The 25,766-nt window shown below is 70.8% G+C and carries 26 protein-coding genes; 11 read left to right on the top strand and 15 right to left on the bottom strand.

Annotated features, from left to right (window positions below):
• Positions 1-295: 295 nt before the first annotated feature.
• Positions 296-631 (bottom strand): transcriptional regulator, encoded by a 336-nt coding sequence (locus OHS58_RS14615; protein WP_328648589.1) that lies wholly within the window; start codon positions 629-631, stop codon positions 296-298.
• Entirely contained in the window at positions 628-1,425 is a 798-nt protein-coding gene (locus OHS58_RS14610; protein WP_328648588.1) for a hypothetical protein, read from the bottom strand. Before OHS58_RS14610 ends, OHS58_RS14615 begins: the two co-directional genes overlap by 4 nt.
• A 73-nt stretch (positions 1,426-1,498) precedes the next feature.
• On the opposite strand from OHS58_RS14610, the gene OHS58_RS14605 reads away from it, so the two are divergent.
• Complete coding sequence (locus tag OHS58_RS14605; RefSeq protein ID WP_328648587.1) at positions 1,499-1,915, top strand: RidA family protein; 417 nt, start codon at positions 1,499-1,501, stop codon at positions 1,913-1,915.
• A 160-nt stretch (positions 1,916-2,075) separates the two neighbouring features.
• On the opposite strand, the gene OHS58_RS14600 is transcribed toward OHS58_RS14605, so the two are convergent.
• The 3 genes from OHS58_RS14600 to OHS58_RS14590 form a co-directional block, all read right to left on the bottom strand.
• Positions 2,076-3,071, bottom strand: coding sequence for a YdcF family protein (locus tag OHS58_RS14600; RefSeq protein ID WP_328648586.1), 996 nt, complete (start codon positions 3,069-3,071; stop codon positions 2,076-2,078).
• 104 nt (positions 3,072-3,175) lie between these two features.
• Entirely contained in the window at positions 3,176-4,699 is a 1,524-nt protein-coding gene (locus OHS58_RS14595; RefSeq protein ID WP_326949330.1) for a catalase, read from the bottom strand.
• Positions 4,696-5,133 (bottom strand): Fur family transcriptional regulator, encoded by a 438-nt coding sequence (locus tag OHS58_RS14590; RefSeq protein ID WP_326953531.1) that lies wholly within the window; start codon positions 5,131-5,133, stop codon positions 4,696-4,698. The genes OHS58_RS14595 and OHS58_RS14590 overlap by 4 nt, the downstream gene beginning before the upstream one ends.
• Positions 5,134-5,240: 107 nt before the next feature.
• On the opposite strand from OHS58_RS14590, the gene OHS58_RS14585 reads away from it, so the two are divergent.
• The gene (locus OHS58_RS14585; protein WP_328648585.1) at positions 5,241-5,600 is read left to right on the top strand and encodes a DNA polymerase ligase N-terminal domain-containing protein; all 360 of its coding nucleotides are present in this window, start codon (positions 5,241-5,243) and stop codon (positions 5,598-5,600) included.
• A 229-nt stretch (positions 5,601-5,829) separates the two neighbouring features.
• On the opposite strand, the gene OHS58_RS14580 is transcribed toward OHS58_RS14585, so the two are convergent.
• The 7 genes from OHS58_RS14580 to OHS58_RS14550 all read right to left on the bottom strand — a co-directional run bounded on the left by OHS58_RS14580 (position 5,830) and on the right by OHS58_RS14550 (position 13,125).
• Positions 5,830-6,438: a TetR/AcrR family transcriptional regulator gene (locus OHS58_RS14580; protein WP_328648584.1), complete on the bottom strand. Its 609-nt coding sequence runs from the start codon at positions 6,436-6,438 to the stop codon at positions 5,830-5,832.
• Between the two features lie 386 nt (positions 6,439-6,824).
• Positions 6,825-7,529 (bottom strand): DUF998 domain-containing protein, encoded by a 705-nt coding sequence (locus tag OHS58_RS14575; RefSeq protein WP_328648583.1) that lies wholly within the window; start codon positions 7,527-7,529, stop codon positions 6,825-6,827.
• 199 nt (positions 7,530-7,728) lie between these two features.
• A complete protein-coding gene (locus OHS58_RS14570) occupies positions 7,729-8,595 on the bottom strand; it encodes an NAD(+)/NADH kinase (RefSeq protein WP_326949336.1) in 867 nt (288 codons plus the stop codon).
• Between the two features lie 46 nt (positions 8,596-8,641).
• Entirely contained in the window at positions 8,642-10,096 is a 1,455-nt protein-coding gene (locus OHS58_RS14565) for a flavin-containing monooxygenase (RefSeq protein ID WP_328648582.1), read from the bottom strand.
• Entirely contained in the window at positions 10,093-10,944 is an 852-nt protein-coding gene (locus OHS58_RS14560; RefSeq protein WP_328648581.1) for an SDR family NAD(P)-dependent oxidoreductase, read from the bottom strand. The genes OHS58_RS14565 and OHS58_RS14560 overlap by 4 nt, the downstream gene beginning before the upstream one ends.
• Complete coding sequence (locus OHS58_RS14555; RefSeq protein WP_328648580.1) at positions 10,928-11,818, bottom strand: alpha/beta fold hydrolase; 891 nt, start codon at positions 11,816-11,818, stop codon at positions 10,928-10,930. The genes OHS58_RS14560 and OHS58_RS14555 overlap by 17 nt, the downstream gene beginning before the upstream one ends.
• A complete protein-coding gene (locus tag OHS58_RS14550; protein ID WP_328648579.1) occupies positions 11,815-13,125 on the bottom strand; it encodes a cytochrome P450 in 1,311 nt (436 codons plus the stop codon). The genes OHS58_RS14555 and OHS58_RS14550 overlap by 4 nt, the downstream gene beginning before the upstream one ends.
• A 99-nt stretch (positions 13,126-13,224) precedes the next feature.
• Between OHS58_RS14550 and OHS58_RS14545 the strand changes: the two genes are divergently transcribed.
• Positions 13,225-13,812: a TetR/AcrR family transcriptional regulator gene (locus OHS58_RS14545; protein WP_442875535.1), complete on the top strand. Its 588-nt coding sequence runs from the start codon at positions 13,225-13,227 to the stop codon at positions 13,810-13,812.
• On the opposite strand, the gene OHS58_RS14540 is transcribed toward OHS58_RS14545, so the two are convergent.
• Positions 13,790-14,854, bottom strand: coding sequence for an amidohydrolase family protein (locus OHS58_RS14540; protein ID WP_328648577.1), 1,065 nt, complete (start codon positions 14,852-14,854; stop codon positions 13,790-13,792). The two genes, OHS58_RS14545 and OHS58_RS14540, sit on opposite strands and share 23 nt — an antisense overlap.
• A 62-nt stretch (positions 14,855-14,916) precedes the next feature.
• Between OHS58_RS14540 and OHS58_RS14535 the strand changes: the two genes are divergently transcribed.
• The 3 genes from OHS58_RS14535 (at position 14,917) to OHS58_RS14525 (ending at position 17,071) form a co-directional block, all read left to right on the top strand.
• On the top strand, positions 14,917-15,459 hold the full coding sequence (locus OHS58_RS14535; protein WP_326953523.1) for a TetR-like C-terminal domain-containing protein: 543 nt from the start codon (positions 14,917-14,919) through the stop codon (positions 15,457-15,459).
• An 11-nt stretch (positions 15,460-15,470) separates the two neighbouring features.
• Positions 15,471-15,890 (top strand): cupin domain-containing protein, encoded by a 420-nt coding sequence (locus OHS58_RS14530; protein WP_328648576.1) that lies wholly within the window; start codon positions 15,471-15,473, stop codon positions 15,888-15,890.
• Between the two features lie 137 nt (positions 15,891-16,027).
• Positions 16,028-17,071, top strand: coding sequence for an alcohol dehydrogenase catalytic domain-containing protein (locus OHS58_RS14525; protein WP_328648575.1), 1,044 nt, complete (start codon positions 16,028-16,030; stop codon positions 17,069-17,071).
• 21 nt (positions 17,072-17,092) lie between these two features.
• Here the strand turns inward: OHS58_RS14525 and OHS58_RS14520 are convergent, their stop codons facing one another.
• Positions 17,093-18,070 carry an SEFIR domain-containing protein gene (locus tag OHS58_RS14520; protein ID WP_326949346.1) on the bottom strand — a complete coding sequence of 326 codons (978 nt, stop codon included), beginning with the start codon at positions 18,068-18,070 and terminating at the stop codon, positions 17,093-17,095.
• 263 nt (positions 18,071-18,333) lie between these two features.
• Between OHS58_RS14520 and OHS58_RS14515 the strand changes: the two genes are divergently transcribed.
• The 5 genes from OHS58_RS14515 to OHS58_RS14495 are packed head-to-tail and all read left to right on the top strand — an operon-like array spanning position 18,334 to position 24,951.
• Positions 18,334-18,918 (top strand): toll/interleukin-1 receptor domain-containing protein, encoded by a 585-nt coding sequence (locus tag OHS58_RS14515; protein WP_326949347.1) that lies wholly within the window; start codon positions 18,334-18,336, stop codon positions 18,916-18,918.
• A gap of 3 nt (positions 18,919-18,921) precedes the next feature.
• Positions 18,922-20,556 (top strand): KGGVGR-motif variant AAA ATPase, encoded by a 1,635-nt coding sequence (locus OHS58_RS14510; RefSeq protein WP_328648574.1) that lies wholly within the window; start codon positions 18,922-18,924, stop codon positions 20,554-20,556.
• Positions 20,553-21,194, top strand: coding sequence for a hypothetical protein (locus tag OHS58_RS14505; RefSeq protein ID WP_328648573.1), 642 nt, complete (start codon positions 20,553-20,555; stop codon positions 21,192-21,194). The genes OHS58_RS14510 and OHS58_RS14505 overlap by 4 nt, the downstream gene beginning before the upstream one ends.
• The gene (locus tag OHS58_RS14500) at positions 21,194-24,337 is read left to right on the top strand and encodes an ATP-binding protein (RefSeq protein ID WP_328648572.1); all 3,144 of its coding nucleotides are present in this window, start codon (positions 21,194-21,196) and stop codon (positions 24,335-24,337) included. The genes OHS58_RS14505 and OHS58_RS14500 overlap by 1 nt, the downstream gene beginning before the upstream one ends.
• 53 nt (positions 24,338-24,390) lie before the next feature.
• Positions 24,391-24,951 (top strand): dihydrofolate reductase family protein, encoded by a 561-nt coding sequence (locus OHS58_RS14495; protein WP_328648571.1) that lies wholly within the window; start codon positions 24,391-24,393, stop codon positions 24,949-24,951.
• 42 nt (positions 24,952-24,993) lie between these two features.
• On the opposite strand, the gene OHS58_RS14490 is transcribed toward OHS58_RS14495, so the two are convergent.
• Complete coding sequence (locus OHS58_RS14490; RefSeq protein ID WP_328648570.1) at positions 24,994-25,755, bottom strand: Asp23/Gls24 family envelope stress response protein; 762 nt, start codon at positions 25,753-25,755, stop codon at positions 24,994-24,996.
• Positions 25,756-25,766 lie beyond the last annotated feature (11 nt).

The raw sequence follows: 25,766 nt of genomic DNA, 5'->3' as shown, positions 1-25,766 counted from the left end.
GTGATTTGGCTGGTGAAGCGCAAGGGTTACCCGTGGGTACGACGACGGTGATCACGGTGGGTGATCGCAGGCCCACCCACGTGGGGGAGTGTTCGCTTTCTGTTCTCTCCCCTTCATATTGTCCGACCGAGTGGCGGGCGAGACAATTGTGGACTCCGGCCGGTTCCTCTGGCTTGTGCGCATGTCCTGGACGTTTTCCGGGTGATCACCGTCACTTTCGAATTCGATCGATCGACCGGAGAAGGAATACGCATGCGCAGGAATCGCCCGCCGGCGGGCGCCGCGGCGCCCAGTACTAAGTGGTCCGCGGCCGGATCGCCGGGATGGCTCCCTCGACGGCGGCCACCAGGGCCCGCAGCGCCGCCAGCTCCGCGGCGAGGGCCTTGCGGCCCGCCGGGCTGATCGAGATCCACGTCCGCGGGCGCTTGCCCTCGTAGCCCTTCTCGACGTCGATCAGGCCGGCCTCGTCGAGGATCGTGACGTGCCGGGACAGGTTCCCGGCCGTCATGTCCAGGGTCCGGCGCAGGTAACCGAAGTCGACCTGGCCCGCCTCGGCGGCGATGGTCAGGATGCCGAGCCGGTGGCGCTGGTGCACGGTCTCGTCGAGGCCCGCTGCGGGGTGGCCGCTCACGCGCGTGCCCCTCGCTCGTGGAACCACGCCACGACGCCGCCCACGACCAGGATGAGGCCCGGCAGCAGCGAGCTCCTGAACACGTGCGCCGTTTCGTAGTGCGCGAAAACGCCGAGGTTCGCCAGCAGGGCCGAGGCGGCGAAGAGACCGGTGATCACGCCCAGCAGCCTGCTCCGCTCCAGCCACGCCAGCCCGATCAGACCGAGCCCGATGGTGACGAGCGACGCGTAGGGCCGGTAGGGCGCGAACCGGAGGTCGAGCGCACTCAGTGCGACGAGGCCGGACAGCACGGCGGCGGCCGTGACGACGCCCCGGGCGGTGCGGCCCGTGAGGGCGGACCGCAGCCACAGCAGGCCGCCCAGTACCACGGCGGCGACGATCATGACGGGCCCGAGGACGGGCCCCTGGGCGTACGGCGACCGCGCGACCCGGTAGGCGAAGGACGCCACCACCGGCATGCCGAGACAGATCGCGACGACCCCGGTGAAGCCGACGGCGAGGTGGGCGCCGATGGGCGTCCGCACCCCGCGGTGCCGGCCGCGGAGGAGGTACCAGCCCGCCGTGGCGAGGAACCCGCCGGTCGCCGCGACCAGCCAGTACAGGTCGAGGGGTGTGCCGAACCAGACGCCGGCGACGCCGAAGAGCGCCGGTCCGCCGGACGGCCACAGCGGGGCGAGCAGCACGAGCACGCCGAACAGCAGCACTGGCGGCACGTACGCGTGCCGGTCCGCCCGGGTCCGCGTCTTGAGGCGGGCCAGCTCGTCGAGCAGGACGGCCGGCGGCAGGTCGGTCATGCGTCCCCACTTCGTAACTGGTTTATTTGGCAAACCAGATCCGGCGGTGAACCTACCATGCGATCATGGCCGGATGAAGCCACGCCGCTGGAATCCGGAGACCGTCGCGCCGCCGCTGGGCCGCTACAGCCACCTGGCCGAGGTGCCGCCGGGGCACCGGCTGGTGTTCGTCTCGGGGCAGCTCGGTGTCCTCCGGGACGGGACCCTCGCCGGACCGGACGCCGAGACGCAGGCGCGGCAGATCTTCGTCAACCTCGAGACCCTGCTGGCCGCGCGGGGTGCCGGGCCGGAGCACCTGGTGAAACTGCTGACCTTGGTGGCCGGCACCGAACACCTGCCCGGCCACCGGGCCGCGCAGGCGGAGGCGTTCGCGAAGTGGTTCCCGGACGGCGACTTCCCGGCCCAGTCGCTGGCCGTGGTGGCCGCCTTGGCGGGGCCGGACTACACGGCGGAGGTGGAAGCGGTCGCGGCCGTCCCGGCGGGGGACTAGGCGGTGTCCTGTGAGTCTGCTCGATGGGCTTCGTGATCCAGGTGGTTCCTGACGGTGCGGGCGGGTCACCCTCGTACTGGGCCGTACTCGGGTGATCCCGCCCGTGCCGTCAGGGGCCGCCTGGGCGCGAAGACCGCGAGCTTGACTTGCAGGACACCGCCTAGACGACGGCGAGTGCGACGCCCGCCCCGGTGATCAGGACGCACGCCGCGATCGTCGTGCGGCGGTAGTGCAGGATCAGCGCCGCGAACTCGCGCAGCAGGGCGCTCGGCAGGAAGTAGTACGCGGTGGGGGAGCCGGTCGCGTGGATCGGCAGACCGAGGCGGCGGCACTCCACCGCCGTGCGGAAGACGTGGTAGTTGCTCGTCACGGCCAGCACCCGGCCCGCCCGGCCGGACTGGGGGAGCAGCGCCGCCGAGAAACGCAGGTTCTCCTCGGTCGTCGTCGCCTGGTCCTCGCGGCGGATCCGGTCCTCCGGGACGCCGCGCTCGCGGAGGTAGCCGTGCATCGCGTCGGCCTCCGTGACGCTCTCGCCCGGGCCCTTCCCGCCGGAGACGACCAGCAGCGGCGGGTGCGCGGGTTCCCGTTCGTAGAGCCGGATCGCGCGGTCGAGGCGGCCGGCGAGCAGCGGCGGGACGCGGTCGCCGGCGAGCCCGCAGCCGAGGACGATGATCGCCTCGACGTCCCGGTGGCGCCCGACCCGGCTGTAGAGCACGGAGTAGACCAGCAGTGACGCGAGCAGGAACCCGAAGTAGCTCGTGAGCACGATGGCGATCGCCACGAGCGCCGTGCCCCAGCGGCCGAGCGGGACGAAGAAGAGCACTTCGAGCGTGATCAGCCCGGCGCCGAGGGCCAGCGACAGCAGGTTCCCCTTGCTGCGGCCTTCCTTCCGCCACATCTGCGCGCCGTTGAAGATCAGCGCGGCGGGCAGCACCAGCGCGACGATCACCGCGATCGCCGCCAGCAGCGCGGCCACCACCGGGGTCAGCCACTCGAGGTGCAGGGCCTCGCGCAGCAGCCAGGCGCCGGTCAGCAGCAACGCGACCCCGAGCCAGACGGCGTTCCCGAGCCGGCGCGGTTCACGCGCGAGCCGGATCAGGAAGACGAGCAGCGCGACCCCGGCGGCCAAGGGCAGCGCGGCTCCGGCGAAGTTCACCCGGCCTCCCCTGACTGTTCCCCCACGAGGAAGTCAACGTAGCCGAGGGACTTCGGGGCCGCGAACCGGGGCGAGTCACCCGGGAGAGTGACTCGCCCCGTTCGTCAGGCCTTCTTCTGCATGCTCGACCGGGCGGGGTTCGCCTGCTTGGCCGCCTTCGGGTCCTTCTCGTCGGCCTTCGCGCGGACGCCCGACTCGATCCGGTCGCCGATGTCCTTGTCGACGTTGCGCCAGTAGTCGAAGGCGCGCTGCAGCACCGGCTCGGTCACGCCGTTGAGCAGGTGACCCACGACGTTGTCGACGAACCGCTCGCGGCCGGCGTCGTCGAAGACCTCACGGATCATCGTGCCGGCCTGGCCCCAGTCGTCGTCCTCTTCGCGCAGCGTGTACGCGGTGCGGACCATGTCGCCGTCGGTGTGCCAGCCCGCCGGCTGGCCGTACTTCGCGACGTCGGCGTGCGGGCCGCCCTTGGAGTTCGGCGCGTACACCGGGTCGGCGACCTTGGTGTAGCGCATCGCGCCGTCCTTGCTGTAGCTGTGCACCGGCGACACGGGCGCGTTGACCGGCAGCTGCTTGTAGTTCGCGCCGATCCGGTAGCGGTGCGCGTCCGGGTAGGAGAACAGCCGGCCCAGCAGCATCTTGTCCGGGCTCGCGCCGATCCCCGGCACCAGGTTGCTCGGCTCGAACGCGGCCTGCTCGATCTCGGTGTGGTGGTCGGTCGGGTTCCGGTCGAGCGTCATCCGGCCGACGTCGATGAGCGGGTAGTCCGCGTGCGGCCACACCTTCGTGAGGTCGAACGGGTTGAACCGGTAGGTCTTGGCGTCCTCGAACGGCATGACCTGGACCTTGAGCGTCCAGCTGGGATGGTCGCCGGCCTCGATCGACTCGTACAGGTCGCGCGTGTGGTAGTCGGTGTCGGCGGCGGCCATCTGGTCGGCCTCGTCCTGGGTGAAGGTCTCGACGCCCTGGTCGGTCTTGAAGTGGTACTTCACCCAGAAGCGTTCACCACCGGCGTTGACCCACATGTAGGTGTGCGAGCTGTAGCCGTTCATGTGGCGCCAGGTCCGCGGGATGCCGCGGTCGCCCATCAGCCACGTCACCTGGTGCGCCGACTCCGGTGACAGCGTCCAGAAGTCCCACTGCATGTCGTGGTCGCGCAGGTTGTTGTCGGCGCGGCGCTTCTGCGAGCGGATGAAGTGCTGGAACTTCAACGGGTCGCGCAGGAAGAACACCGGGGTGTTGTTCCCGACCATGTCGTAGTTGCCTTCGCTGGTGTAGAACTTGACCGCGAAGCCGCGCGGGTCGCGCCAGGTGTCGGGGCTGCCCCGCTCGCCGGCGACGGTGGAGAACCGGATCAGCAGGTCGGTCTTCGTGCCCGGCTGGAACACCGCGGCCTTCGTGTACGCGCTGACGTCGCCGGTCACCTCGAACCGCCCGAAGGCGCCACTGCCCTTGGCGTGCGGCTGCCGCTCGGGGACGCGCTCGCGGTTGAACTGCGCCATCTGCTCGATGAGGTAGTTGTCGTGCAGCAGGATCGGGCCGTCCGCCCCGACGGTGAGCGAGTGTTCGTCGCTTTCGACGGGGATGCCGGCGTCGGTGGTGGTCGGTTCGGGATGGATCTGCGTCACTGCGGTCCTCTTTCTGCGTGGTGGTTCGCGGTGCACCCGGGGCAGAAGCCCCAGAACACCACTTCCGCCTCGTCGATGGTGAAGCCGTGCCCGGCGCCGGGGGTGAGGCAGGGTGTGGCGCCGACCGCGCAGTCGACGTCCTCGGTCCGCCCGCACCCGCGGCACACGACGTGGTGGTGGTTGTCCCCGGCTCGCCGCTCGAACCGGGCGGGGTGCCCCGGCAGCTCGATCCGCCGGATCAGGCCGGCTTCCGTGCACGCGCCCAGGACGTCGTAGATCGCCTGGGTGGACACGGAGTCCAGCATGGCGCGGACGCCGGTGCCGATGGCGTCCACAGTGGAATGAGGGTGCTGCGCCAGCCAGGTCAGCACCGCCCGCCGGGGCGCGGTTACCCGCAGACCCGCCGCTCGTAACATGCCGGCCGCATCGCTCATGACTCCCCACCGTGCGCCTGTTTCTGGACTGGGTCAAGTCCACGGAAGGACGGTTTCGAAGGGGTGAAACCGGGTACACGCCAGGAACTTCTGGCATCGTGAGCGGGATGGAAGACCCGCGCCCGGCGTTCGTGCTGCACGAGCACTGGCGGCCCCGGCACCACTTCGACCTGCGCTTGGAGGAGAACGGCGTGCTGCGGTCGTGGGCCGTCCCGCGCGGCCTGCCCGCCACCGCGGGCGGCAACCGCCTCGCGATCGCCGTCCCCGACCACGCGCTCGACCACCTCGGCTACGAGGACGAGCACAAGAAGGTCGCCGACACCGGCTGGTGGGAGGAGCACGACCGCACGCCCAAGCGAATGCTGTTCACGTTGCACGGCCGGGAAGGTGCCGTCCGTTACGCGTTGATCGACACGGGCCGCGACTGGCTGCTGCACCGGACCAAGGAACAGCCCGCGCGGAGCTAGGGCCTGCTTCAGAAGTGGGTTCTCAGCGGCTTCGGTTGAGAGGTAATCTTGCCGGCGGCTGCAATCCCGGTGCTGCAACGACGGGCGATCGGGTGCCGGATACCGGGAGTTTCCGTCACTCGCGCCCGTACCGAGCTTTGGTGGTGCGGGCTCTCGGATCGCCGGGAGTATCGGCTGGTCATGGCCACTCGTCGACGCAGGCGATGCGGACGGTGGCTTCGCAGCGCACCTAGCCCGGCAGCCCCTTCTCGATAAGGGAGAAGCAGGCGTCGATCCAGGTCGCGGCGCCGTCGTCGGGGATGCGGCCGCGGACGTCGGAGCTGGTCAGCACCCGGAACGGGGTGATCAGCAACGCCGCCGCCGCACGGGTGGCCGGGTCGAACGGGGAGCCGCCGGCCTCGGCCGCGAGCGTGGCCGCGAGGCGCTGCTCGTAGCGTTCCCACATCAGCTGCAGCCGGCTGTGCAGCGCCGGGTTCTCGCCGATCAGCCGCGCGAACGCGACGATGCCCTCGGCGTCGTCGCCGGGCAGCGTCCCGTCGATGAGCTCGTGGGCCAGGCGGCGGACCGCCTCGGCGGGCGAGGTGCCCGCCGGGCGGTCGGCCAGCCGCTGCTCGATCCGGTCGAGCAAGGAGTACTCGTCGGCGAAGACGAGGTCCTCCTTGCTGTCGAAGTAGACGAACAACGTCTTCACCGACACGTCGGACGCCCCGGCGACCTCGGCCACGGTCACCTGGTCGAAGCCGCGCTCCCGGAACATCCGCTCGGCGTTGGCGGCCAGCGTCTCGCGGGTCAGGCGCTTCTTGCGCTCCCGCAGTCCTTCGCGCGGCTCCTCGGTCATGCCCTCACCCTTTCACAGGCGGCCGGAAACGATCAGTACTCGGGCGCTTCGGCCGTGCCGTCGGCGATTTCGCGCATCTCTTCCGACAGCGGCTTCTCCCGCACGACCAGCGCGAGCACCAGCATCACGGCCGCGATCGGGACGGTGCCGAGGAAGACGACCGAGAAGCCGTGCGCGCCGAACCCGCCGCCGACGCTCTTGAAGAAGTTCGGCGCGCCGGTCGCGACGCCGAAGTCCCGGTAGGCGACGGCGTTCTGCCCGGCCGGCAGCGAAAACCCGGACGAAGAACCCGATCGCGGCGCCGGCCAGGACCAGCGGCGCGATCAGCCACGGCGAGGACGGCGCCGCCGCGAGCCACGCCATCGACGGGCCGACCAGCAGGGCGTCTAGCGTGCCGCAGGCGATAGCGTAAGTGGCTTACGCTTTGTGGGCGTAGTCGCCGCGCGGTGTGCCCAGACGCCGAGGACGGCGAGCAGGGCGATCTCCAGGAGCATCATCAGGCGTTCGACCAGGCCGGTCGCCACGGTCGGCAGGTGGCCGCCGAGCACGACGTTCACCGCGAACGGGACGATGAACGGCAGGTAGAACGGGATCGCGGCCAGCGCCAGCCGGCGCGACCAGGTGGCGAACCGGCGCCAGCGCGGGTCGTCGCGGTGCCGCCGGCCCAGCGCCCAGCCGACGACAGGCAGGCTGAGGCACGTCACGGCGGAGGCGTAGAGGTGGATCTTGCCGGTGGTCGTGATCGCCCCGCCTTGCGGATCCTTCGCGAAGATCGCGACGGTGAGCAGGCTGACGCACCAGAGGGCTTTCGCGGCGACGAGCGCCGGGTTGGCCAGCAGCCCGCGACGGTAGAGCGCGACGAGCAGCAACGCCGAGCCGGTGCTGGTGAGGATCAGCGCACCGTCCCACATCCAGCGGCCGGGAACCAGGGCGTAGTCACTGAGCATCGCGGTGACCGGATCGAGCGGCGCGAGCCGCCGATCGAGGTGCAGCACAGCGAGCAGGACGACGGCCGCGGCGAACGCGGCTTGCGCACCGGGCACGAGCAGCCGGGCGCGAAGGGAAAGGTGGGTCGGTGCGGGGGCCAGCATGCCTAGGTTCACTCCGGGGACGCTCAACGGGTTCAGGCGAAGTCGGCGACGCTACCCGTGACCATTCCGTGACCATCGCAGACACACCTGCGCTGTGACGCACCCCACGCTCCGGCGCCTCGGCCCGACCCAAGGCGGCGCTTTCACGTGAAAGTGCCGCTTTGTTCCGCAAACTCGCACTTTCGCTAGGAAAGATGCGTCAGTGGTCGCCGTCCTGGGGGATTTCTGCCGAGTCCGTGAGGCGCAGCTTGCGGCGCGCCCGCTGGTAGAACGTCGTCATGCCGAGGCGGACCACCCGGGCCGCGCTCGGGCGGCCTCGCAGGTCCAAGCGGTCGCCCGGGTTGACGTAGCCCGCGACCTGGCCGTCCACCTCCACCGCCAGGCGGCCGCTCGTCGGGAGGACCTCCAGCGCCACCGTGTCGTGCACCGAGAGCACCACGCCCCGGCTGTACGCCGAGTGCGGTGCCGCCGGCGTCACCAGCAGGGCCTCCACCGACGGGCTTGTGATCGGGCCGCCCGCGGAGAAGCTGTACGCCGTCGAGCCGGTCGGCGTCGCGACGATCACCGCGTCCGCCGAATAGCTCACGAACGGCTGGCCGTTGACGCGCACCGCGACGACCGCGCTGCCGTCGCCGGGGACGCGGACCACCGCGATGTCGTTGAACGCCGTGATCCGCTGGCCGTCGAACACGGCGTCGACGGCGAGGCGCGGCTCCACCGTGAACTCGTTGCCGTCGATGGCCGACAGCGCGTCCGGCAGGTCCGGCACGTCGACCTCGGCGAGGAACCCGAGCTTGCCCAGGTTCACCCCGAGCACCGGCGCGCGCTGCCCGTCGGCCAGCCGCATGGCGCGCAGCATCGTGCCGTCGCCACCCAGGCTGACCAGCAGGTCCGAGCGGCGGCCCAGCTCTTCCGACGTCACGCCGACGGCGGCACACTTCAGCCGGACGATCTCGTCGGCGATGCCGAGGATCTCGATGCCGCGGTTCCCGGCCCAGCCGAGCACCGCCTCGACGGCGGCCGCGGAGTCGCGGCGGGGGTGCAGGACCAGGCCCGCGCTGTGCATCAGCGGGCCCGGCGGGGCGAAGGCGTCATGCGCCCAGTCTGCACGCTCAGGCGGGCCGCCGCGAGAACCGCAGCGCGCCGTCGTCGATCCGGCCGTGCCGCAGCTTGACGACGTCGTGCGCGTAGCTCATGCCGAGCGTCCACGGCGCCCGCGACCCGGCCTTCGGGAACGCGTCGATCGCCCGCAGCACGTACCCGGCGTCGAAGTCGAGCAGCGGCCGCTCGGTGACCGCCGGGTCGTCGTTCACCGGGACGGCCTGGTCCTGCCCGGTCCGGTCGAGGTGACGCAGCAGCCGGACGACGTACTCGCCGACGAGGTCGGCCTTGAGCGTCCACGACGCGTTCGTGTAGCCGATGGTGAACGCGAAGTTCGGCACGCCGCTGAGCATCATCCCCTTGTACGCCATGGTTTCCGGCAGCTTGACGACGTGCCCGTCGACGGCCAGCTCGATGCCGCCGAAAGCCAGCAGCCGCAGCCCGGTGGCCGACACGACGACGTCCGCTTCGAGCTCGTCGCCGGACTCCAGCCGGATCCCGGTCTTCGTGAACGAGGCGATCCGGTCGGTGACGATCGAGGCGTCGCCGTGCTTGATCGAGCGGAACAGGTCGCCGTCCGGCACCAGGCAGAGGCGCTGGTCCCACGGCTGGTACTTCGGCTTGAAGTGCGTGTCCACGGCGTACCCGGGCGGCAGCTGCTTCATCGCGGCCTTCCGGATCATCGCTTTCACCACGCCCGGACGACGCCGGCTGAGCTGGTAGATCAGCGTGCTCACGGCGACGTTCTTCCAGCGCGCGATGGGGTAGGCCAGCTTCGGCCCGAGCAGGCCGCGCAGCCGGTTGGCCAGCGCGTCCTCCGACGGCAGCGACAGGATGTAGGTGGGGGAGCGCTGCAGCATCGTGACGTGCTCGGCGCGGTCGGTCATCGCCGGGACGAGCGTCACGGCCGTCGCGCCGCTGCCGATCACGACGACCTTCTTGCCCGCGTAGTCGAGGTCCTCGGGCCAGTGCTGCGGGTGCACCACGGTGCCGCCGAACTCCTCGACGCCGGGGAACTGCGGCGTGTGGCCGCCTTCGTAGTCGTAGTAACCGCTGCACAGGTACAGGAACTTCGCCGTGAAGCGCACGGGCTCGCCATCGTGCGTCGCCTCGACCGTCCACACCGCGTCCTCTGTGGACCATTCCGCGCGGATCACCTTGTGCCCGAAGCGGATGTGCCGGTCGATGCCCGCCTCGGTCGCGGTGTCGCGGACGTACTGCAGGATCGACGGCCCGTCGGCGATGGCCTTCTCGCTGGTCCACGGCCGGAACCGGTACCCGAGCGTCTGCATGTCCGAGTCGGACCGCACGCCGGGGTAGCGGAACAGGTCCCACGTGCCGCCGATGGCGTCGCGCGCCTCGAGGATCGTGTACGTCTTGCGCGGGAACGCCTCCCGCAGGTGGTGGGCGGCACCGACGCCGGACAGCCCGGCCCCGACGATCAGCACGTCGACGTGCTCGGTCATTTCACGGCCTCCGTCTGCCGGGCACGCATGCGGTTCTGCAGGCGGGAGAGCACGGCGTAGTAGTGGGTCGGGGTGACGCGGGTGAGCGCGTCGAACAGGTGGGCGTCGGGCCCGACCAGGATACGGGCCTTCCCGCGGTCGACGCCCGTGTGGATGATCTCCGCGGCCCGTTCGGGCGACGTCATCGTCATCGCCTCGAACTGCGCGGCCATCTCGTCCTTCGTGCGGCCGCGGCCTTCGGGGTCGCGCCGCACCCGGGCGTTGCGCGCGATGTTCGTGGTGATCCCGCCCGGGTGCACGGTGATCGCGCGGACGCCGGTGCCGCGCAGCTCGTGGCGCAGCGACTCGGTGAAGCCGCGGACGGCGAACTTCGCCGCGCAGTAGGCGCTCTGGTGCGGCATCCCGGCCAGGCCGAACACGCTGGAGGTGTTCACCACGGCACCCGAACCCTGCTCGGCGAGGACCGGCAGGAACGCCCGCGTCCCGTGCACGACCCCGCGGAAGTTGATGTCGTGCAGCCAGTCGTCGTCCTCGGGCACCGCGTCGAGCACGGTCGACGTCACCGCGACGCCGGCGTTGTTGAACACGGCGGCCAGCGGCGCCGGGAGCCAGTCGCGCACCTCACCGGCGAAGCGGAGCTGGTCGGCGGCGTCGCGGACGTCGAGGACCCGGGTCAGCACGTGTCCGCGCAGGCCGGCCGCGGTCGCCTTGAGCCCGGCTTCGTCGACGTCGGCGATGGCGACGGGGGAGCCGAGCCGGGACAGCCTGGTCGCGAGCGCACGGCCGATGCCGGACGCCGCGCCGGTGACGACCACCGGGCGGCCGGTGAGGCTAGGTGGTCGGGACATCGCTGCTCCTCGCGTGGCCGGCGATCAGGTCGAGCAGGGCGGGCCACGCGCCTTCGGGCAGGTTGTGCCCCATGCCGCGGACGGTTTCGAGGCGGGCGCCAGGGATCGCCCGCGCCGTGGCGGCGCCGCCGGTCGGGTGCACCATCCGGTCGCGGTCGCCGTGCACCACCAGCGTGGGCGCGGTGATCTTCCTCAGCCACGCCGTCCGGTTGCCGGACTTGAGGATCGCGCCGAGCTGACGGCCCACACCGCCCGCCGTCGGGTCGCGGTCCCAGCCCGTCCCGGCCGTTTCGCGCACCCAGGCCTCGTCGAAGGGGAAGCCGTGCGAGCTGATGTGCCGGAACATCTTCACGGCGCTTTCGACAGCCTCTTCGCGCGACTTCGGCGGCTTCGCGCCCATCAGCCGCAACGTCGAGAACGCCGGGCGGCCGATCAGGCGGGACCCGGTCGTCGACATGATCGACGTCAGGGTCCGGACCCGCGTGGGGTGCAGCGCCGCCACCGACTGGGAGATCATGCCGCCCATCGACACGCCCGCGAAGTGCACGCGGTCCAGGCCCAGCGCGTCGAGCAGGCCCACGGTGTCGGCGGCCATGTCTCGCAGGTCGTACTGCTCCGGCGGGAAGCGGCCGGCGAACATCGCGGGCAGCTTCGCCGGCCGGAACCGCGGGTGCGTCGAGCGGCCGGCGTCGCGGTTGTCGAAGCGCACGACCTGGAACCCGCGCCCGGCCAGCTCGGCGCAGAAGGCGTCCGGCCAGCTGTGCAGCTGCTGGCCCAGCCCGGCGACGAGCACCAGCGGCTCGGCGCCGTCGTCCCCGATCCGTTCGTACGCCAGGGAAATCCCCCGGCCGGCGTCGGCGATCTGTTCGTTCACGCGATTCCTCCCCGGCGGCGCACGACCGCGCGCCCACCCTTGGCCGGGGCGAAGGCGACGCCCCGGGAGTGCCAGCGCTCGTCCGCTTCGGTGGTCGGCTCGAGCGTGAAGTCGCGCAGCAGGGTGCGCAGGACCACGGTCATCTCCATCGTCGCGAACGCGGCACCGATGCAGCGGCGGGTGCCGCCGCCGAACGGGATCCACTGGTAGAGGTCCGGTCGCGCGCCGGCGAAGCGGTGCGGGTCGAACGTCGCGGCGTGCGGGAAGAGCGTGTCGTCGTCGTGGATCAGGGCGATGCTGACGAGCACGACGTAGCCCTTCGGCAGCGTCCACCGGCCCAGCCGGAAGCCGTCCTGCTTGACCTGCCGGGCCGTGAGGTCGATGACCGGGCGGGTGCGCTGGACTTCGAGGATCGTCGCGTCGAGCAGCTTGCTGTCGGTCGCTTCGGCGAGCTCCCGCAGCACGCCGGGATGCCGCCGGAGCCGTTCGACCGCCCAGGCCAGCGTGGTCGCGGTGGTCTCGTGCCCGGCGGTGAGCAGGGTGAGCAGCTGGTCGGCGATCTCTTCGCGGCTCAGCTCGGCACCGTCGTCGTAGCGGCTCTGCAGCATCAGCGCGAGGACGTCGTCACGCTCGTCGAGACGGTCATCGGTGCGGGCCTTGGCGATCAGCCGGTCGACGATCGCGTCGTACTCGCGGCGCAGCCGTTCGAAGCGGCGCCACGGGTTCAGGCGGCCCTTCTTGGAGATCGGCAGCACGGCCAGGCGGGAACCGAGCGTCACGAACGGCGGGAGCAGCGCCCGCAGCTCGGCGAACTCGGCCCCTTCCGCGCCGAACACCGCGCGCAGGATGGCGTTGAGGGTGATCCGCATCATCGACGGCAGCGTCGCGAACGCGCGGCCCTCCGGCCAGCTCGCCAGCTCCCGGACGGTCTCTTCCTCGACGATCTTCTCGTAGGCGGCGAGCCGGCGGCCGTGGAACGGCGGTACCAGGAGCTTGCGCTGCCGGCGGTGTTCCTCGCCCGAGAGGGCGAACAGCGACCGCGGGCCGAGCACGCGCCCGAGGTTGACCTCCTGGTTGTCGACCAGGTCCGGCCCGGACATGAACAGCTGCTTGATCTCGGCCGCGCCGCTGATCACGACGGCGTGGCCGAAGATCGGCACGTTCACCGTGTAGGCGTCGCCGTACTTCTCCCGCAGCCGGCGCATGCCGCGCAGCGGGCTGGTCAGCGCGTAGGCGCCCTGGACGGCGCGGGGCGCGGCCGGCCCCGGCGGCAGCGTCACGGGCCCTGGGCGTGTCACGGTCGTCATCGACATCTCCCCGCTCGGTGGTACGCGAACGTACCGTCGGTACGGTACGCCGGGGTACCATCCGGTTTCAAGGGGCTCCGGCTGCGGAAGGGGTATAGCGTGACGACGGTGACCACGGTCGAGACCCACCGGTTCCGGCAGCGGCTGCTCGACGGCTTGGCCGCCTCGATCACCGAGGACGGCTTCCGCGACACGACGGTCGCCGGCATCGTCCGCCGGGCCCGGACCTCGCGTCGCACGTTCTACGAACACTTCTCCAGCAAGGAAGCGTGCTTCGTCGCGCTGCTGGCCGAAGCGAACCGCCAGATGATCCGGCAGATCACCGAAGCCGTCGACCCGCGCGCGCCGTGGGCCGATCAGGTGCGTCAAGCGATCGAGGCGTGGATCGCCGCCGCGGAGTCGCAGCCGGAGATCACCCTGAGCTGGATCCGCGACGTCCCCGCGCTCGGCGCCTCGACCCGCGAGCTGCAGCGCGAGGCGATGGAGGGCTTCATCGCGATGACGCTGCGGCTGACCGACACGGCCCAGATGCGGGCGGCGGGGATCCGGCCGCTGTCCCGGCAGCTGGCAATTATGCTGCTGGGCGGGTTGCGCGAGCTGATCGCGACGACCGTCGAGGACGGCGGCCGGGCCGGCGACGTCAAAGAGGTCGCGGTCCGCGCGTCTATCGCCCTGCTGGGGCCGTGACTGCGGTACCGGCGCACCAGACCCGGGTGATCGCGCGGGTCGCCCGGATGTCCGCGATCGGGTCGCCGTCGACCAGGACCAGGTCGGCGCGCAGGCCGGGGCGGATGGCACCGCGGTCGTCGAGGCCGAAGTGCTTGGCGGGCAACGCCGTCGCCGCACGGAGAGCGTCCACAGTGGACAAGCCGGCGTCGACGAGCAGCTCGAGTTCGTCGTGCAGGCTCACGCCGTGCTCGACGGTGGCCGGCACGCCCGGCTCGGTGTTGGCGTCAGTCCCGGCGAGGATGGGCACGCCCGCGCGGTACAACGCCGTCACCGACGCTTTCGCGCCTTCGTAGAGCTGCGGCTGCCCGACCGTCGCGGACACGCCTTTCATCATGATCAGCGTCGGCGCGACGATCCGGGCGCGGGCGACGTCGTCCGCGGTGATCGGGGCGCCCAGCGGTGCGTGCGTGAGGACGTCGACCCCGGCGTCGAGGCCCATCGTGTAGGCCCCGGCGGAAGTGGCGTGCGCGACGACCAGCAGCCCGGCCTCGTGCGCGGCGTCGGTGAGCGCGCGGGCGGCGGGCAGCTCCGGGCCGCCGCCACCGGGCGCCTCCAGGACGATCTTCAGGTAGTCGGACCCCGCCGCGACCCGGGCGGCGACGAAGTCCTTGGCCTGCCCGGGATCGGTGATGACGGCTTCGGCGGGCATGCCGGGGATCCGGGCGTGCATCCCGCTCGGCCCGATGGCCGGGATCCCGGCGCTGCGGATGTCGGTCAGCCCCGGCCGGTCGCGCAGTGACGCGAGCAGTTCGGCCGAGAACGTCGCCATGTCGAGGGCCGTCGTGACGCCGTGGCGCGCCAGCTGCTCGAGGTTCTCGGGGCCGTGCAGGTGGATGTGGGTGTCGATGAGCCCGGGCAGCAGGACGCCGCCACCGCCGTCGACGGTGCCGGCCCCGGCGGGGTCTGTGCCGATTGTGCCGCCGTCGATCACGACGGTGCGCGGCTCGGTGAGCCCGGCGCCGTCGAAGACCCGGACGTTCGTGACGGCGGTCCTGCTCATGCGACACTCCCCGATAAGGAACGGTACTGTTCACTAAGCACGGTACACGGGAAGGGCGGGCGATGCCGGACACGCGGCGACGGGGCGACGACCTGGTGCGGGCGATCTACGCGTCGACGCTGGCCGAGCTGGCGGAGGCCGGCTTCGCGGAGCTGAGCTTCGAGAAAATCGCCCTTCGCGCCCACACCGGCAAAGCGGCGCTCTACCGGCGCTGGTCGACGCCCGCGGAGCTGGTGCTGGCCGCCCTGACCGACCCGGTCGCCGGTTTCGGCGAGACCCCGCCGCCCGGCACCGGTGATCTGCGTACCGACCTGCTGGTGCTGCTCGGCGGTTTCGCCCGCGTGCTCGACGAGCCGCACGGGCGCGCGCTGGTCCAGCTGATCACGCAGCGCCGGCGGCACCCGGCGCTGTTCGAGCGGGTCCGCGACCTCGTGTTCCGGCCGCGGCAGGAGCTGATCCTGGAGCTGCTGGGGGAGACCGGCACCGCGCGGCTCGCCGCCGTCGGACCGCGGCTGGTCCTCGTCGCGCACATCGAGGCCGGGCCGGTCTCCGAGGCCGAGGTCGCCGCGATCGTCGACGAGGTGCTCCTGCCGCTGGTCGGCTAGGTTCGAAGGTCATGGAGAGCGACAACACCCAGAGCGTGTTCGACGTCCTCGCGGAAGCCGCGGCGCTGCCCGGGACCGCCGAGACCATGCTGGTGGACAAGTACTTCGTCGACAAGGCTTCGGCCAGCGCGCGGATCTTCCGGATCTACCGCGAAGTCCCGCTGCACTACCACGACGACTGCGACGAGCACCTCTACCTGCTCAGCGGCGGCGGCACGTTCCACCTGGACGGCGAGGAGTTCGAGGCGAGGCCGGGCATGTTCCTCGCCTTCGAGCGGCGCAAGGTCCACGGCTTCCCGAGCATCACCGCGGAGCCGTTGGTGGTCCTGGCGATCGACGTCCCCCGCCGCCGCCCGGACGACATCGTGTTCGTCGACCCCGCCACGGGTGACGCGAAGAGCTTCATGGCCCGCAACGCCGAAGGCGATTGACGTTTCCCAGCTCGCGATGTCCGGACGTCCAGCTGAGCCACTGTCTCTAATTGCGACAGCCGGGCGGCCGCGACCGTCCTAGGTTCGGTGGGCGGCCGTGCCCGGACGCGGGTGCCGGGCGGTCGCCGGAGGCGACGATGAAGGCGCTGGTCTACCACGGTCCGGGCGCGAAGGCCTGGGAAGACGTCCCGGACGCCGCCGTCCAGGAGCCCACCGACGTGGTCGTGCGCGTCGACACGACGACGATCTGCGGCACCGACCTGCACATCCTGCAGGGTGACGTCGCCGCGGTGACCGACGGCCGGATCCTCGGCCACGAAGCGGTCGGCACGGTGACGGCGGTCGGCGACGCGGTCCGCGCGTTCGCCGTCGGCGACCGGGTGCTCGTCCCGGCGATCACCCAGTGCGGCCGCTGCGAGTACTGCGGCCGCGGGATGCCGTCGCACTGCCAGACGGTCGGCGGGATCGGCTGGATCTTCGGCCACCTCATCGACGGCACCCAGGCCGAGCTGGTGCGCGTCCCGTTCGCGGACACGTCGTTGTACGCGGTCCCGGACGACGTCACGAACGAGCAGGCGATCTTCCTGGCCGACTCGCTGCCGACGGGCTACGAGATCGGCGTCCTGGCCGGCCGCGTCCGCCCGGGCGACACGGTGGCGGTGGTCGGCGCGGGCGCGGTCGGCCTGTCGGCGATCCTGACGACGGGCCTGTGGGGCGCGTCGAAGGTGATCGCGGTGGACTCCAACAAGTTCCGCCTCGAGAAGGCCCTGGACTTCGGCGCGACGGACGCGATCGAAGCCGGCCCGGACACGAAGGCCGACGTCCTGGCCATGACGGACGGCCTGGGCGTAGACGTCTCGATCGAGGCGGTCGGCTACCCCCAGACCCTGCAGACGGCGGCGTCCCTGGTCCGCCCGGGCGGCCGCATCGCGAACATCGGCGTCCACGGCGTCCCGGTGGAGCTGCCGATGCAGGAGATGTGGATCCAGAACGTCACGCTGACGATGGGCCTGGTGGACACGGTCTCGATCCCCACGCTGCTGAAGATGGTGTCCTCGGGCCGCATCCCGGCGGAGAAGATGGGCACACACACGTTCACCTTCGCGGAGATGAACGAGGCCTACGAGGTCTTCGCCAACGCGGCCGCCAACTCGGCACTGAAGGTGGTCATCACGCCCTGACGCGCGGAGGGCGGCTCGGCGTCAGGTCATCGTCGGGTCGCCCCAGGCCAGCTCCGCCGGCCGCCCCGCCCGGGGCCGCACCGACACCGCGGCACCGCCGAAGGGCGAGCCGCCCACGCCGGGACGGGACATCTCCAGCCGCAGCCGGAGCGCCCCGGTGACGTCGAGGTCGATCGTGGCCGGCTTCCCGAGCGCCACCTGGTGGGTCGACTGCGGAGCGCCGTCGAGAAAGACCTGGAAGTGCCCGACCTGGAACGGGTCGGCGGCATCGTCGAGCACCCCGACGACCGCGGTCAGCCGCTGGTAGTGGCCGCCGAGATCCATCTCGACGTACCCGTCCGAGCCGGTCGGGCGCTTGGTGGGCCGCAGCACGATGCTGTTGTCGTAGCGGATCCCGTCGATCAGGGCGCTGCCACGGCGAATTCCGTTGCTGGCGACGACCCACGGCAGCTCACTGGCCGATACCTGTTTCACCGGCGCTTCGCCGTTTCCGCGCCACTGCCCCCGCTGGGGAATCGAGTACTGACCCCGCCCGGTGATCGCCGCCAGGAGTTCGGTCACTCCGGCTTCCGTGAACTCCTCGATCTCGTACCTCGTCGTCGAGTAGGCGTTCAGGAAGGTCGGGATCTCCTCGATCGAATGCCCCGGGAGCACGACGGGCAGGACCCGTTTGGCGCCGTCGCGGAGGTCCTTGGTCAGCTTGTCGCGGATGATCGCGGTTTCGAACTGGGCCCCGCGCCCCTCGTCCGGCGGCGCCAGCCCCTCGGCCCGGTCCTTGTAGAGGCGCGACGCCACGACCAGGATGAAGTCCGCGTCGCGCAGGTGCTCGGTCGCCCACAGGGACCAGTCCCGGCGTTCGTTGTCGTACCACCGGTCCAGCACGACCTCGAGCCCGATCCGGCCGTGCAGGAACGTCGCGAACCGCCGGACCTGTTCTTTGTGCTCCGGGGTGTCGTGGGAGTAGCTGACGAACACCCGCGGCGCCTCGTCGTCGGGCATCGACACTCCTCTTGAAGGGCGGGTCGGAGATTCACCGAGCCGGACCATCGTCTTTCCGGAAACATTTATCGAGCGGTCGGACTTGATCGCTACGCAGTCATCTATCCATTTTCCGTGGATCTGTCAAGGTTTGATCGGTGACTTTCCGGTTTCGTGGCCAGTAAATGTCCAGAATCTGTCAGGTTTCTCGTCTATCTCGGCGAGGTGTGTCGATCTAGGCTGTGATCCGCCTGGTGGGGAGCGGTGAAGGAGCGACGGCACGCGTGTACCAGTACGACGTCTTCATCAGCTACCAACGTGGCGACCGGGTGGTTCCGGCCTGGGTCAGGAATCATTTTCACCCACGGCTGTCGGAATTGCTGGACAGCAATCTCGACCGTGAGGTGAAGGTCTTCTTCGACGAGACCCTGCCCACCGGTTCGCACTGGCCGGCGGAACTGCGGACCGCGCTGCAACGCACGCGGATCCTGGTGCCGGTGTGTTCTCCGAAGTACTTCCAGAGCGAGTGGTGCCTCGCCGAATGGCACTCGATGGCGAAACGTGAGGAACTGGTCGGCCGCGCGACGCCGGAGCGACCGCGGCGGCTGATCTACCCCGTGATCTTCTGCGACTCGCGGAACTTCCCGGCGTACGCGCACGAACGCAGCATGTGGGATCTGAAGAAGTGGAATCTGCCCTACGAGCACTTTCAAGCTTCGCCGGCGTACCTGGAGTTCCACCAGCAGATCGAGAAGATCGCCGAGGAGCTCGAAGTGCTGATCGACCTCGCGCCGGACTGGCGGCCGGACTGGCCCGTCGACACCCCGATGCCGGAGCCGCCGAACCGGCCCCGGATGCCGAGGTTCTAAGGCATGCCGGGGTCGGTCTTCACCTTCTACTCCTACAAGGGCGGCGTCGGCCGCAGCTTCACCCTGGCCAACGTCGCCGTGTTGCTGGCGCGGTGGGGGAACCGGGTGCTGTGCCTGGACTGGGACCTGGAGGCCCCCGGCCTGAGCGACTACTTCCGGGAGAAGCTGACCGGTCCGCCCCTGCGGGGGGTCGTCGACCTCGTCGACGACTTCCGCGCCGGCCGGTTCGACCCGGCGATGCACATCACCCGGCTGACCGGAGTCGGCGCGCTCGACTTCGTCGCCGCCGGGCGCGAAGGAGCCGGGTACGCCGGGCGCGTCCAGGACATCGACTGGGAAGGCCTTTACGACGAGGGGTTCGGCGACTACCTCGAGCGGTGCCGCGAGTGGTGGACGGCCGAGTACGACTTCGTCCTGATCGACAGCCGCACCGGGATCTCCGACATCGGCGGCATCTGCACCGCGCACCTCCCGGACCACCTCGTGGTCCTGTTCACCGCGAACATGCAGAGCGTCCGCGGGGCCGTCGACCTCGCCCGGCGCGCGGACGTCGCCCGCGACCGGATGCCGTTCGACCGGCCGCGCCTGACCGTGCTCCCGGTGCTGTCCCGGTTCGACAACCGCGAAGAGTACGACCGGTCGGAGAAGTGGCGGCGCATCTGCGTCGAGGAGACGGCGGACCTGTACCGGACGTGGCTCGACCAGACCGTGGACGCCGACACGATGTCCCGGCACCTGACCCTGCCCTACGTCTCGTACTGGAGCTTCGGTGAGCAGCTGCCGGTCCTGGAGGAGGCGACGCCGAGCGCCGACCAGATCGGCTTCGCCCTGGAGACGGTCGCCGCGGTGATCGGGCACCGGCTGGACCGCACCGACCTGCTGGCGGGCAACCGCGACGCGTATGTCGCGACGGTCCGCGAAGTCCGGCGCGAGTTCGCGCACGAGGTCCGGGTCAGCATCCCGCGGTCCAGCGTGAAGGTCGCGAACGCGCTGGTCGCCGAGCTGGAGCGGCTCGACGTCCGGGTCGGGAAGTCGCTGTCGGGCGACCGTTCCCTGCTCGCCCGGGCCGAGGACGACGCCCGGCACCTGTGCCTGGTCATCGACGGCAAGGTCAGCCGCTGGCAGTCGGCGGAGATCGAGCTGTTCCTGCACCGGACGCTCGGCCAGGACCGCCGCGTCATCCCGGTGCTCACCCCGGGCACCGAGCCCAACGCACTCCCCGGTTACGTCGGCAACCTCCGCTACCTGCGTCTGGGTCCGTCCCGCGGCCCGGCCGATGTGGCCCGCGACCTGGTGGGCCAGCTCCAGGGCTTCACCCCGCTCGTCGACGCGGACGAACCCGATCTCGCCGCGCTGCTGCGCCAGACCCTCCAGGCGTGGCTGCGCCCACCGCTGTGGGACCTCGTCGACGAACTGGTCCAGGACCTGCGCGCGGCCGCCGGCGGCGGCGATGACGCGCGGGTCAAGGACCTCGCGGCGGACCTCGCACTCGTCATCAAACCCCGTTCCCCGAACGGCGACCGCCACCACGGCGTTCCGCTCGAGACCCGCAAGTCGATCGACATGCTTCTCCACGTCCTCGACGCCCGGGCGAAGACCACGTTTCAGCACACGAACCACCGGAAGGACCTCGGATGACCGACCGCTTGGGACACAAGCAGACCGCGGCGATGTTGACGCTGATGGTGCTGGGCCGGGAGGTGCCCAACCCCGAACTGCAGGAACGAGTGGGGTTCACCCTGACCGGCAAGGACCGCACCCAGCTGAACGACACCGGGTACGTCGCCAGCGCGAAGGTCGGCCGCACGTTCGTCCACCAGCTGACCGACAGCGGATGGGCATGGTGTGAGGCGGAGATGCAGGAACAGACCCCGCCACCGCCGCGGCCGCAGAGCGTTCTCTGTTCGGCGCTGTACCTCGTCCTGGGCGGCCTCAGTGGGTTCTTGCGCCAGGAGAAGCTCCGGCCGGCCGACGTTTTCGGCGTCGAGGCCGATGTCGAACCGGAGCCGGAGTCGGAAGACCTCGAGGGCCGGATCCGGATCGCCTACCGGGAACTGGTCAGGGAACCGCGTGGCTGGGTCGGGCTCGTGGACCTGCGGCCCAAGCTCGGCGCGCCCGCCGACGAGGTCGACGCCGTGCTGAAGGAACTCAGCCGGACCGGGCAGGCCCACCTGGTGCCGGAGGACAACCGCAAGGTCCTCAACGCCGCCGACCACGAGGCGGCGATCCGCATCGGTGGTGAGGACAACCACCTGCTCTCGATCGAGGCGCTGTGATGGACGAACTGACCGCGTTGGCGGCGCTGGGGTTCGACTGGGCGGACACCCCTGACCACGTCTGGCGGGATTCGCCGTACCACGTCGAAGGGCTGCACGCCGACGCCCTCGCCGCGCTCGATACGAGCATCCGTGTTGCCGCGGCCAGCGACGGCCCCAGCCCGATCGGCTTGGTCCTGCGCGGGCTGAAAGGAGTCGGCAAGACCCACCTGCTCGGCCTGGTCCGCCGGCAGGTACACCGGGCGCGCGGCTATTTCTTCCTCGATGAGGTCACCGCAGCGGACGCGTTCTGGGACAACACAGCCGAGGCGCTGCGCCGAGGACTGTCCCGCCCGGATGAGTCGGGCGAGTCGCAGCTGAAGAGCTTCCTGCTGCGCGTGTGCCTGCGGGCCCAGGTCGACGCCGAGGTCACGACGAGGCTCCGGCGAGGCAGAGGCGTGACCGCGGACGACCTCGAAGCGTTCGTCGACGGGGTGGCTCACCTCGACGAGATGGTCGCCGACGAATGCGGTGACACCGCCCGCGCTCTCGTGCTCCTCGCGAGCCGGGACCGCAGCGCCAGGTACGTCGGTGAGGACTACCTCGACGGGGACGATGAACTCACGTCCGACGCCAAGGAATGGGGCATCCGGCCGCGACCGAAGCCCGCGCGCGCCCTCGTGCAGGAGATCACCCGGCTGCTCGCCCTGACCGGCCCGGTCGTGATCGCCGTGGACCAGCTCGACACCCTCGTCGCGCGGTCCGTCCAGCACACCCAGCAGGTCGGTGACAGCGCCGACGAAGACCTGCTCGTGGCGCAGATCGCCGACGGGCTCATGGGGCTGCGCGAAGTCACCCACAAGACCCTGACGGTGCTGGCCTGCCTGCCCAGCACGTGGGAGCAGATCAAGACGAAGGCGGCGGGCACGGTACCCGATCGCTTCCGCGAGTCCGTGACGCTCGGCCGGATCACCGATGCCCGGCTCGGCCGGGCCCTGGTGGAAAAGCGGCTCGGGGCGGCCTACCAGACCATGGAGTTCACGCCGCCTCACCCAACCTGGCCGATCGCGCCGGAAGCCTTCGACGGGGCTTGGGAACAGTGGACCCCTCGGGAACTGCTGAAACGAATCGGGGCCCACATCGACGCGTGCCTGCGCTCCGGGCAGGTCCGGGAGCTCACCTCCTTCGACGAACGGGCCTCGCTGCCGGTGGCGCCGTTGCGGACCGTTGTGGAATCTGACCAGTTCACCGAGCTTGACACCGAGTTCGCGAAGCTGAAGGCCGAGGCCGATCCCGAGAAGCTGCGCAACGAGAAGACCGAAGACAAGGTCATGCCCGATCTGCTGTCGGCCGCGTTGCGCAGCTGGATCACCGAAGTCGGGGACGACAACCTGGAATGGGTGTGCGAGCGCCAGAACGGGCGGGGCGACCTGCACGCCTGGCTTACCCGGACGGTCGACGAGGCTTCCGATCTCCAGGAGCACTGGGGGTTCCGGGCGATCGCCGCCCAGAACGCCCGTGCCGCGCTGAGCCGCTTCCGCAAAGCCCGGTCGGCTGCAGGGCAACGGCCGGGCGCGGACAACCGGCACCTCGTCATCATCCGGGCTCCGAAATGGTCGCAGGGCAAGAAGACCCGAGAGGAGGTCGGCGCCTTCGAGACCGCGGGAGGACGCACCAAGCCGTTGTCCGACCCGGACGTGCGGACGTTCTGGGCGCTTGACCGGATGCTGGAGACCGGTGGTCGCGAGCTGCACGAATGGCTCGTCGACCGGCGGCCGGCCAGCCGCTCGGAGCTGTTGTCGGCGGTGTTGCCGCCGCCGTCGAACGGGCAGCGCTCCGAGGTGAAGGGGCCGTCGTCGGGGCAGGCTGCCGAAGGGACCCATCCGCCGCCGGTGGACGGAAAGCGCGCCGGGGAGGCGCACCCGCCGCCCGCGGAAGGGGAGATCACGCTCGGCACGGTTGTCGGCTCTGGCGTGCCGGTGCGGATCGGGCTTTCGGCGCTGCGCAAGCACGCCGCGATCTTCGCCGGGTCCGGGTCGGGGAAGACCGTGCTGCTCAGGCGGATCGTGGAGGAGTGCGCTCTGCTGGGGGTTTCCGCGATCGTCCTGGACCCGAACAACGACCTCTCGCGTCTCGGGGACGCCTGGCCCGAGCCGCCGGCCGGGTGGGGGCCCGATGACGCGCAGCTGGCCAAGCGGTACCTGGCGGAGACGGACGTCGTCGTCTGGACGCCCGGGCGGGCGACCGGGCGGCCGCTCGCGTTCCAGCCCCTGCCGGACTTCGGCGGCGTTCTCGACGACGCCGACGAGTTCACGGCGGCCGTCGAGGTGGCGGTGGCGACGCTGGCGCCGCAGGCCCGGCTCACCGGGTCCACGGTCAAGGCGAACATCGGCTTGGCGGTGTTGCGCCAGGCCGTGATCCATCACGCGCGGACCGGGTCGCGCAGCCTGCCGGACCTGATCGAGCTGCTGTCGGACCTGCCCGACGACGTCAGCAACCTCAACGACGCCAGGCGGATCGCGGCCGACCTGGCCGAGGTGCTGAAGGCGGCGATGGTCAACGACCCGCTGTTCGCCGGCGGCGGTGAGCCGGTGGACCCGGGCGTGCTGCTGACGCCGGCGCCGGGGCACCGGGCGCGGGTGTCGGTGATCAGTTTTGTCGGGCTGCCGGCGGAGGAACAGCGGCAGAACTTCGTCAACCAGCTGCAGATGGAGCTGTTCGCCTGGATCAAACGCAACCCGGCGGGCGACCGGCCGCTGGGAGCGTTGTTCGTGATGGACGAGGCCCAGATGCTCGCGGCGTCGGGCACGCTGACGGCGAGCACGCGCAGCACGATCGTGCTCGCGTCCCAAGCGCGCAAGTACGGCTTGGGGTTGCTGTTCGCGACGCAGGCGCCGAAGGGCCTGCACAACCAGGTGGTCGGCAACGCGATGACGCAGTTCTTCGGCCGCCTCAACAGCCCGGCCCAGATCGCGGCGGCCAACGAGCTGGCCCGCGCGAAGGGCAGCCCGGTCGCGGACATCTCGCGGCTGGAGCGCGCGCAGTTCTACGTGGCGGGGGAGGCGTTCGGCTTCCGCCAGGTCGCGACCCCGCTGTGCCTGACCCACCACCCGGCGAGCCCGTTGCGCCTGGAGGAGGTGATCAGCCGGGCCCGGGAAGCCTGAACCTGTCGATCCGGGCGTCGCTCGTTCGACGCGTGGGTGAAGGAGGTTCTCCCGTGTCCCAGGTGATCTTGTACATGTCGATGTCCCTCGACGGCTTCATCGCCGGTCCGGACGACCGAGCCGGCCAGGAGCTCGGCCGTGGTGGCGGGCGGTTGTTCGACTGGCTGGACGACCGGCTGGGGGAGGGGGTGAACGGTCAGGTCTACCGCGAGGCTTTGGCCACCGGCGCGGTGATCTCGGGCCGCCGGACGTTCGAGCTGGCCGGTCGGTGGCAAGGCGACCACCATGACGGCGTTCCGATCCACGTCCTGACGCACCACGTGGACCCCAGCGACGAGCCGCCCGGAAGCGCGCGGTTCTACACGGACGTCGTCGCGTGCGTGACCGAAGCGGTGCAGGCGGCCGGCGACCGGCCGGTCATGGTGCACGGCGCGGGGGCGGCACAATCGTTGCTGCGCGCGGGTTTGCTCGACGAGCTGGAGATCCACCTGGTTCCGGTCCTGCTCGGCGGCGGCCGGCGGTTGTTCGCGGAGTCGGAGCGGGTCGAGCTGGACGTCGTCCGGCGGCTGGACGGGAACGGCGTGACCCACCTCCGCTACCGGGTGTCCCGCTAGCCCGGTCCCGGGGCACGCCCCCGGGACCGAACGCGGTCGATGTCAGTCGGCGTCGGGGAAGTGGATGTCGGCGATGTGGACGTCGACGCCCTCGACGTCGAGGCCGAGGAACTTTTCCACCGCGTCGATCACGTCGGTGCGGATCTTCTCGGCCAGGGCCTTGACGGCGTGGCCGAAGTCGATCACCACGGAGATGGTGATCGTGGCGACGTCGCCGTCTACCGCCACCTCGACGTCGTCGCTGGTGAGTTCGTGGACGCCCTCGGCCTTGCGGGCCACCCGGTACACGATCTTCACCACGACGTCGTCGCCGATGGTGGTGGCGCCGCGGGTGCCGGCGGCGGGGCGGGCCGCGGCCGCGACGACTCGCTCCGCCTCGTCTACGACCTCGACCGCCGCTACGGGTTCGACCACCACAGCCTCGGTCTCAACCGGCGTCGCGACCCGGTCGGTTTCCTCTTCGGGCACCTCGACGACAGAGTCCGCGGCCGCCTCGTCGGACTCCTCGGTGACGGCCTCGTCTTCGACGTCGCCGGACGCCTCGTCTTCGACGTCGCTGGAAGCCTCGTCGGTTTCGGTGTCGACGGCCTCGGCGTCTTCGGAGGCGGAGACCGAAGCGTCCTCGGTCGCGACGTCCGTCGCGGCGCTCTCGGTGTCCTCGGCGGGCTCGGTGGTCTCGGCCGCGTCGGCCTCGATCTCTTCGGTGGCAACGACTTCGGGAGTGTTTTCGGCCGGGGGGTACCCGCCGGTGGCGGGGGTGCCGGAGTTGGGGCGGCCGAAGATGCTGTTGATGACGTCGGACATGGGTTCCCCTT

The organism is Amycolatopsis sp. NBC_00348 (genome assembly GCF_036114655.1).
GTDB lineage: Bacteria > Actinomycetota > Actinomycetes > Mycobacteriales > Pseudonocardiaceae > Amycolatopsis.
Note: the sequence above shows the minus strand (reverse complement) of the source record. Positions and strands in the feature narration are given on the sequence as shown.

Coding starts and splice junctions, on each gene's coding strand:
- OHS58_RS14610 (WP_328648588.1), bottom strand. CDS start 1,425: ATGACCGACCTGCCGCCGGCCGTCCTGCTCGACGAGCTGGCCCGCCTC.
- OHS58_RS14605 (WP_328648587.1), top strand. CDS start 1,499: ATGAAGCCACGCCGCTGGAATCCGGAGACCGTCGCGCCGCCGCTGGGC.
- OHS58_RS14590 (WP_326953531.1), bottom strand. CDS start 5,133: ATGAGCGATGCGGCCGGCATGTTACGAGCGGCGGGTCTGCGGGTAACC.
- OHS58_RS14585 (WP_328648585.1), top strand. CDS start 5,241: ATGGAAGACCCGCGCCCGGCGTTCGTGCTGCACGAGCACTGGCGGCCC.
- OHS58_RS14580 (WP_328648584.1), bottom strand. CDS start 6,438: ATGACCGAGGAGCCGCGCGAAGGACTGCGGGAGCGCAAGAAGCGCCTG.
- OHS58_RS14575 (WP_328648583.1), bottom strand. CDS start 7,529: ATGCTGGCCCCCGCACCGACCCACCTTTCCCTTCGCGCCCGGCTGCTC.
- OHS58_RS14570 (WP_326949336.1), bottom strand. CDS start 8,595: ATGCACAGCGCGGGCCTGGTCCTGCACCCCCGCCGCGACTCCGCGGCC.
- OHS58_RS14565 (WP_328648582.1), bottom strand. CDS start 10,096: ATGACCGAGCACGTCGACGTGCTGATCGTCGGGGCCGGGCTGTCCGGC.
- OHS58_RS14560 (WP_328648581.1), bottom strand. CDS start 10,944: ATGTCCCGACCACCTAGCCTCACCGGCCGCCCGGTGGTCGTCACCGGC.
- OHS58_RS14550 (WP_328648579.1), bottom strand. CDS start 13,125: ATGACGACCGTGACACGCCCAGGGCCCGTGACGCTGCCGCCGGGGCCG.
- OHS58_RS14540 (WP_328648577.1), bottom strand. CDS start 14,854: ATGAGCAGGACCGCCGTCACGAACGTCCGGGTCTTCGACGGCGCCGGG.
- OHS58_RS14535 (WP_326953523.1), top strand. CDS start 14,917: ATGCCGGACACGCGGCGACGGGGCGACGACCTGGTGCGGGCGATCTAC.
- OHS58_RS14530 (WP_328648576.1), top strand. CDS start 15,471: ATGGAGAGCGACAACACCCAGAGCGTGTTCGACGTCCTCGCGGAAGCC.
- OHS58_RS14525 (WP_328648575.1), top strand. CDS start 16,028: ATGAAGGCGCTGGTCTACCACGGTCCGGGCGCGAAGGCCTGGGAAGAC.
- OHS58_RS14520 (WP_326949346.1), bottom strand. CDS start 18,070: ATGCCCGACGACGAGGCGCCGCGGGTGTTCGTCAGCTACTCCCACGAC.
- OHS58_RS14510 (WP_328648574.1), top strand. CDS start 18,922: ATGCCGGGGTCGGTCTTCACCTTCTACTCCTACAAGGGCGGCGTCGGC.
- OHS58_RS14505 (WP_328648573.1), top strand. CDS start 20,553: ATGACCGACCGCTTGGGACACAAGCAGACCGCGGCGATGTTGACGCTG.
- OHS58_RS14500 (WP_328648572.1), top strand. CDS start 21,194: ATGGACGAACTGACCGCGTTGGCGGCGCTGGGGTTCGACTGGGCGGAC.
- OHS58_RS14490 (WP_328648570.1), bottom strand. CDS start 25,755: ATGTCCGACGTCATCAACAGCATCTTCGGCCGCCCCAACTCCGGCACC.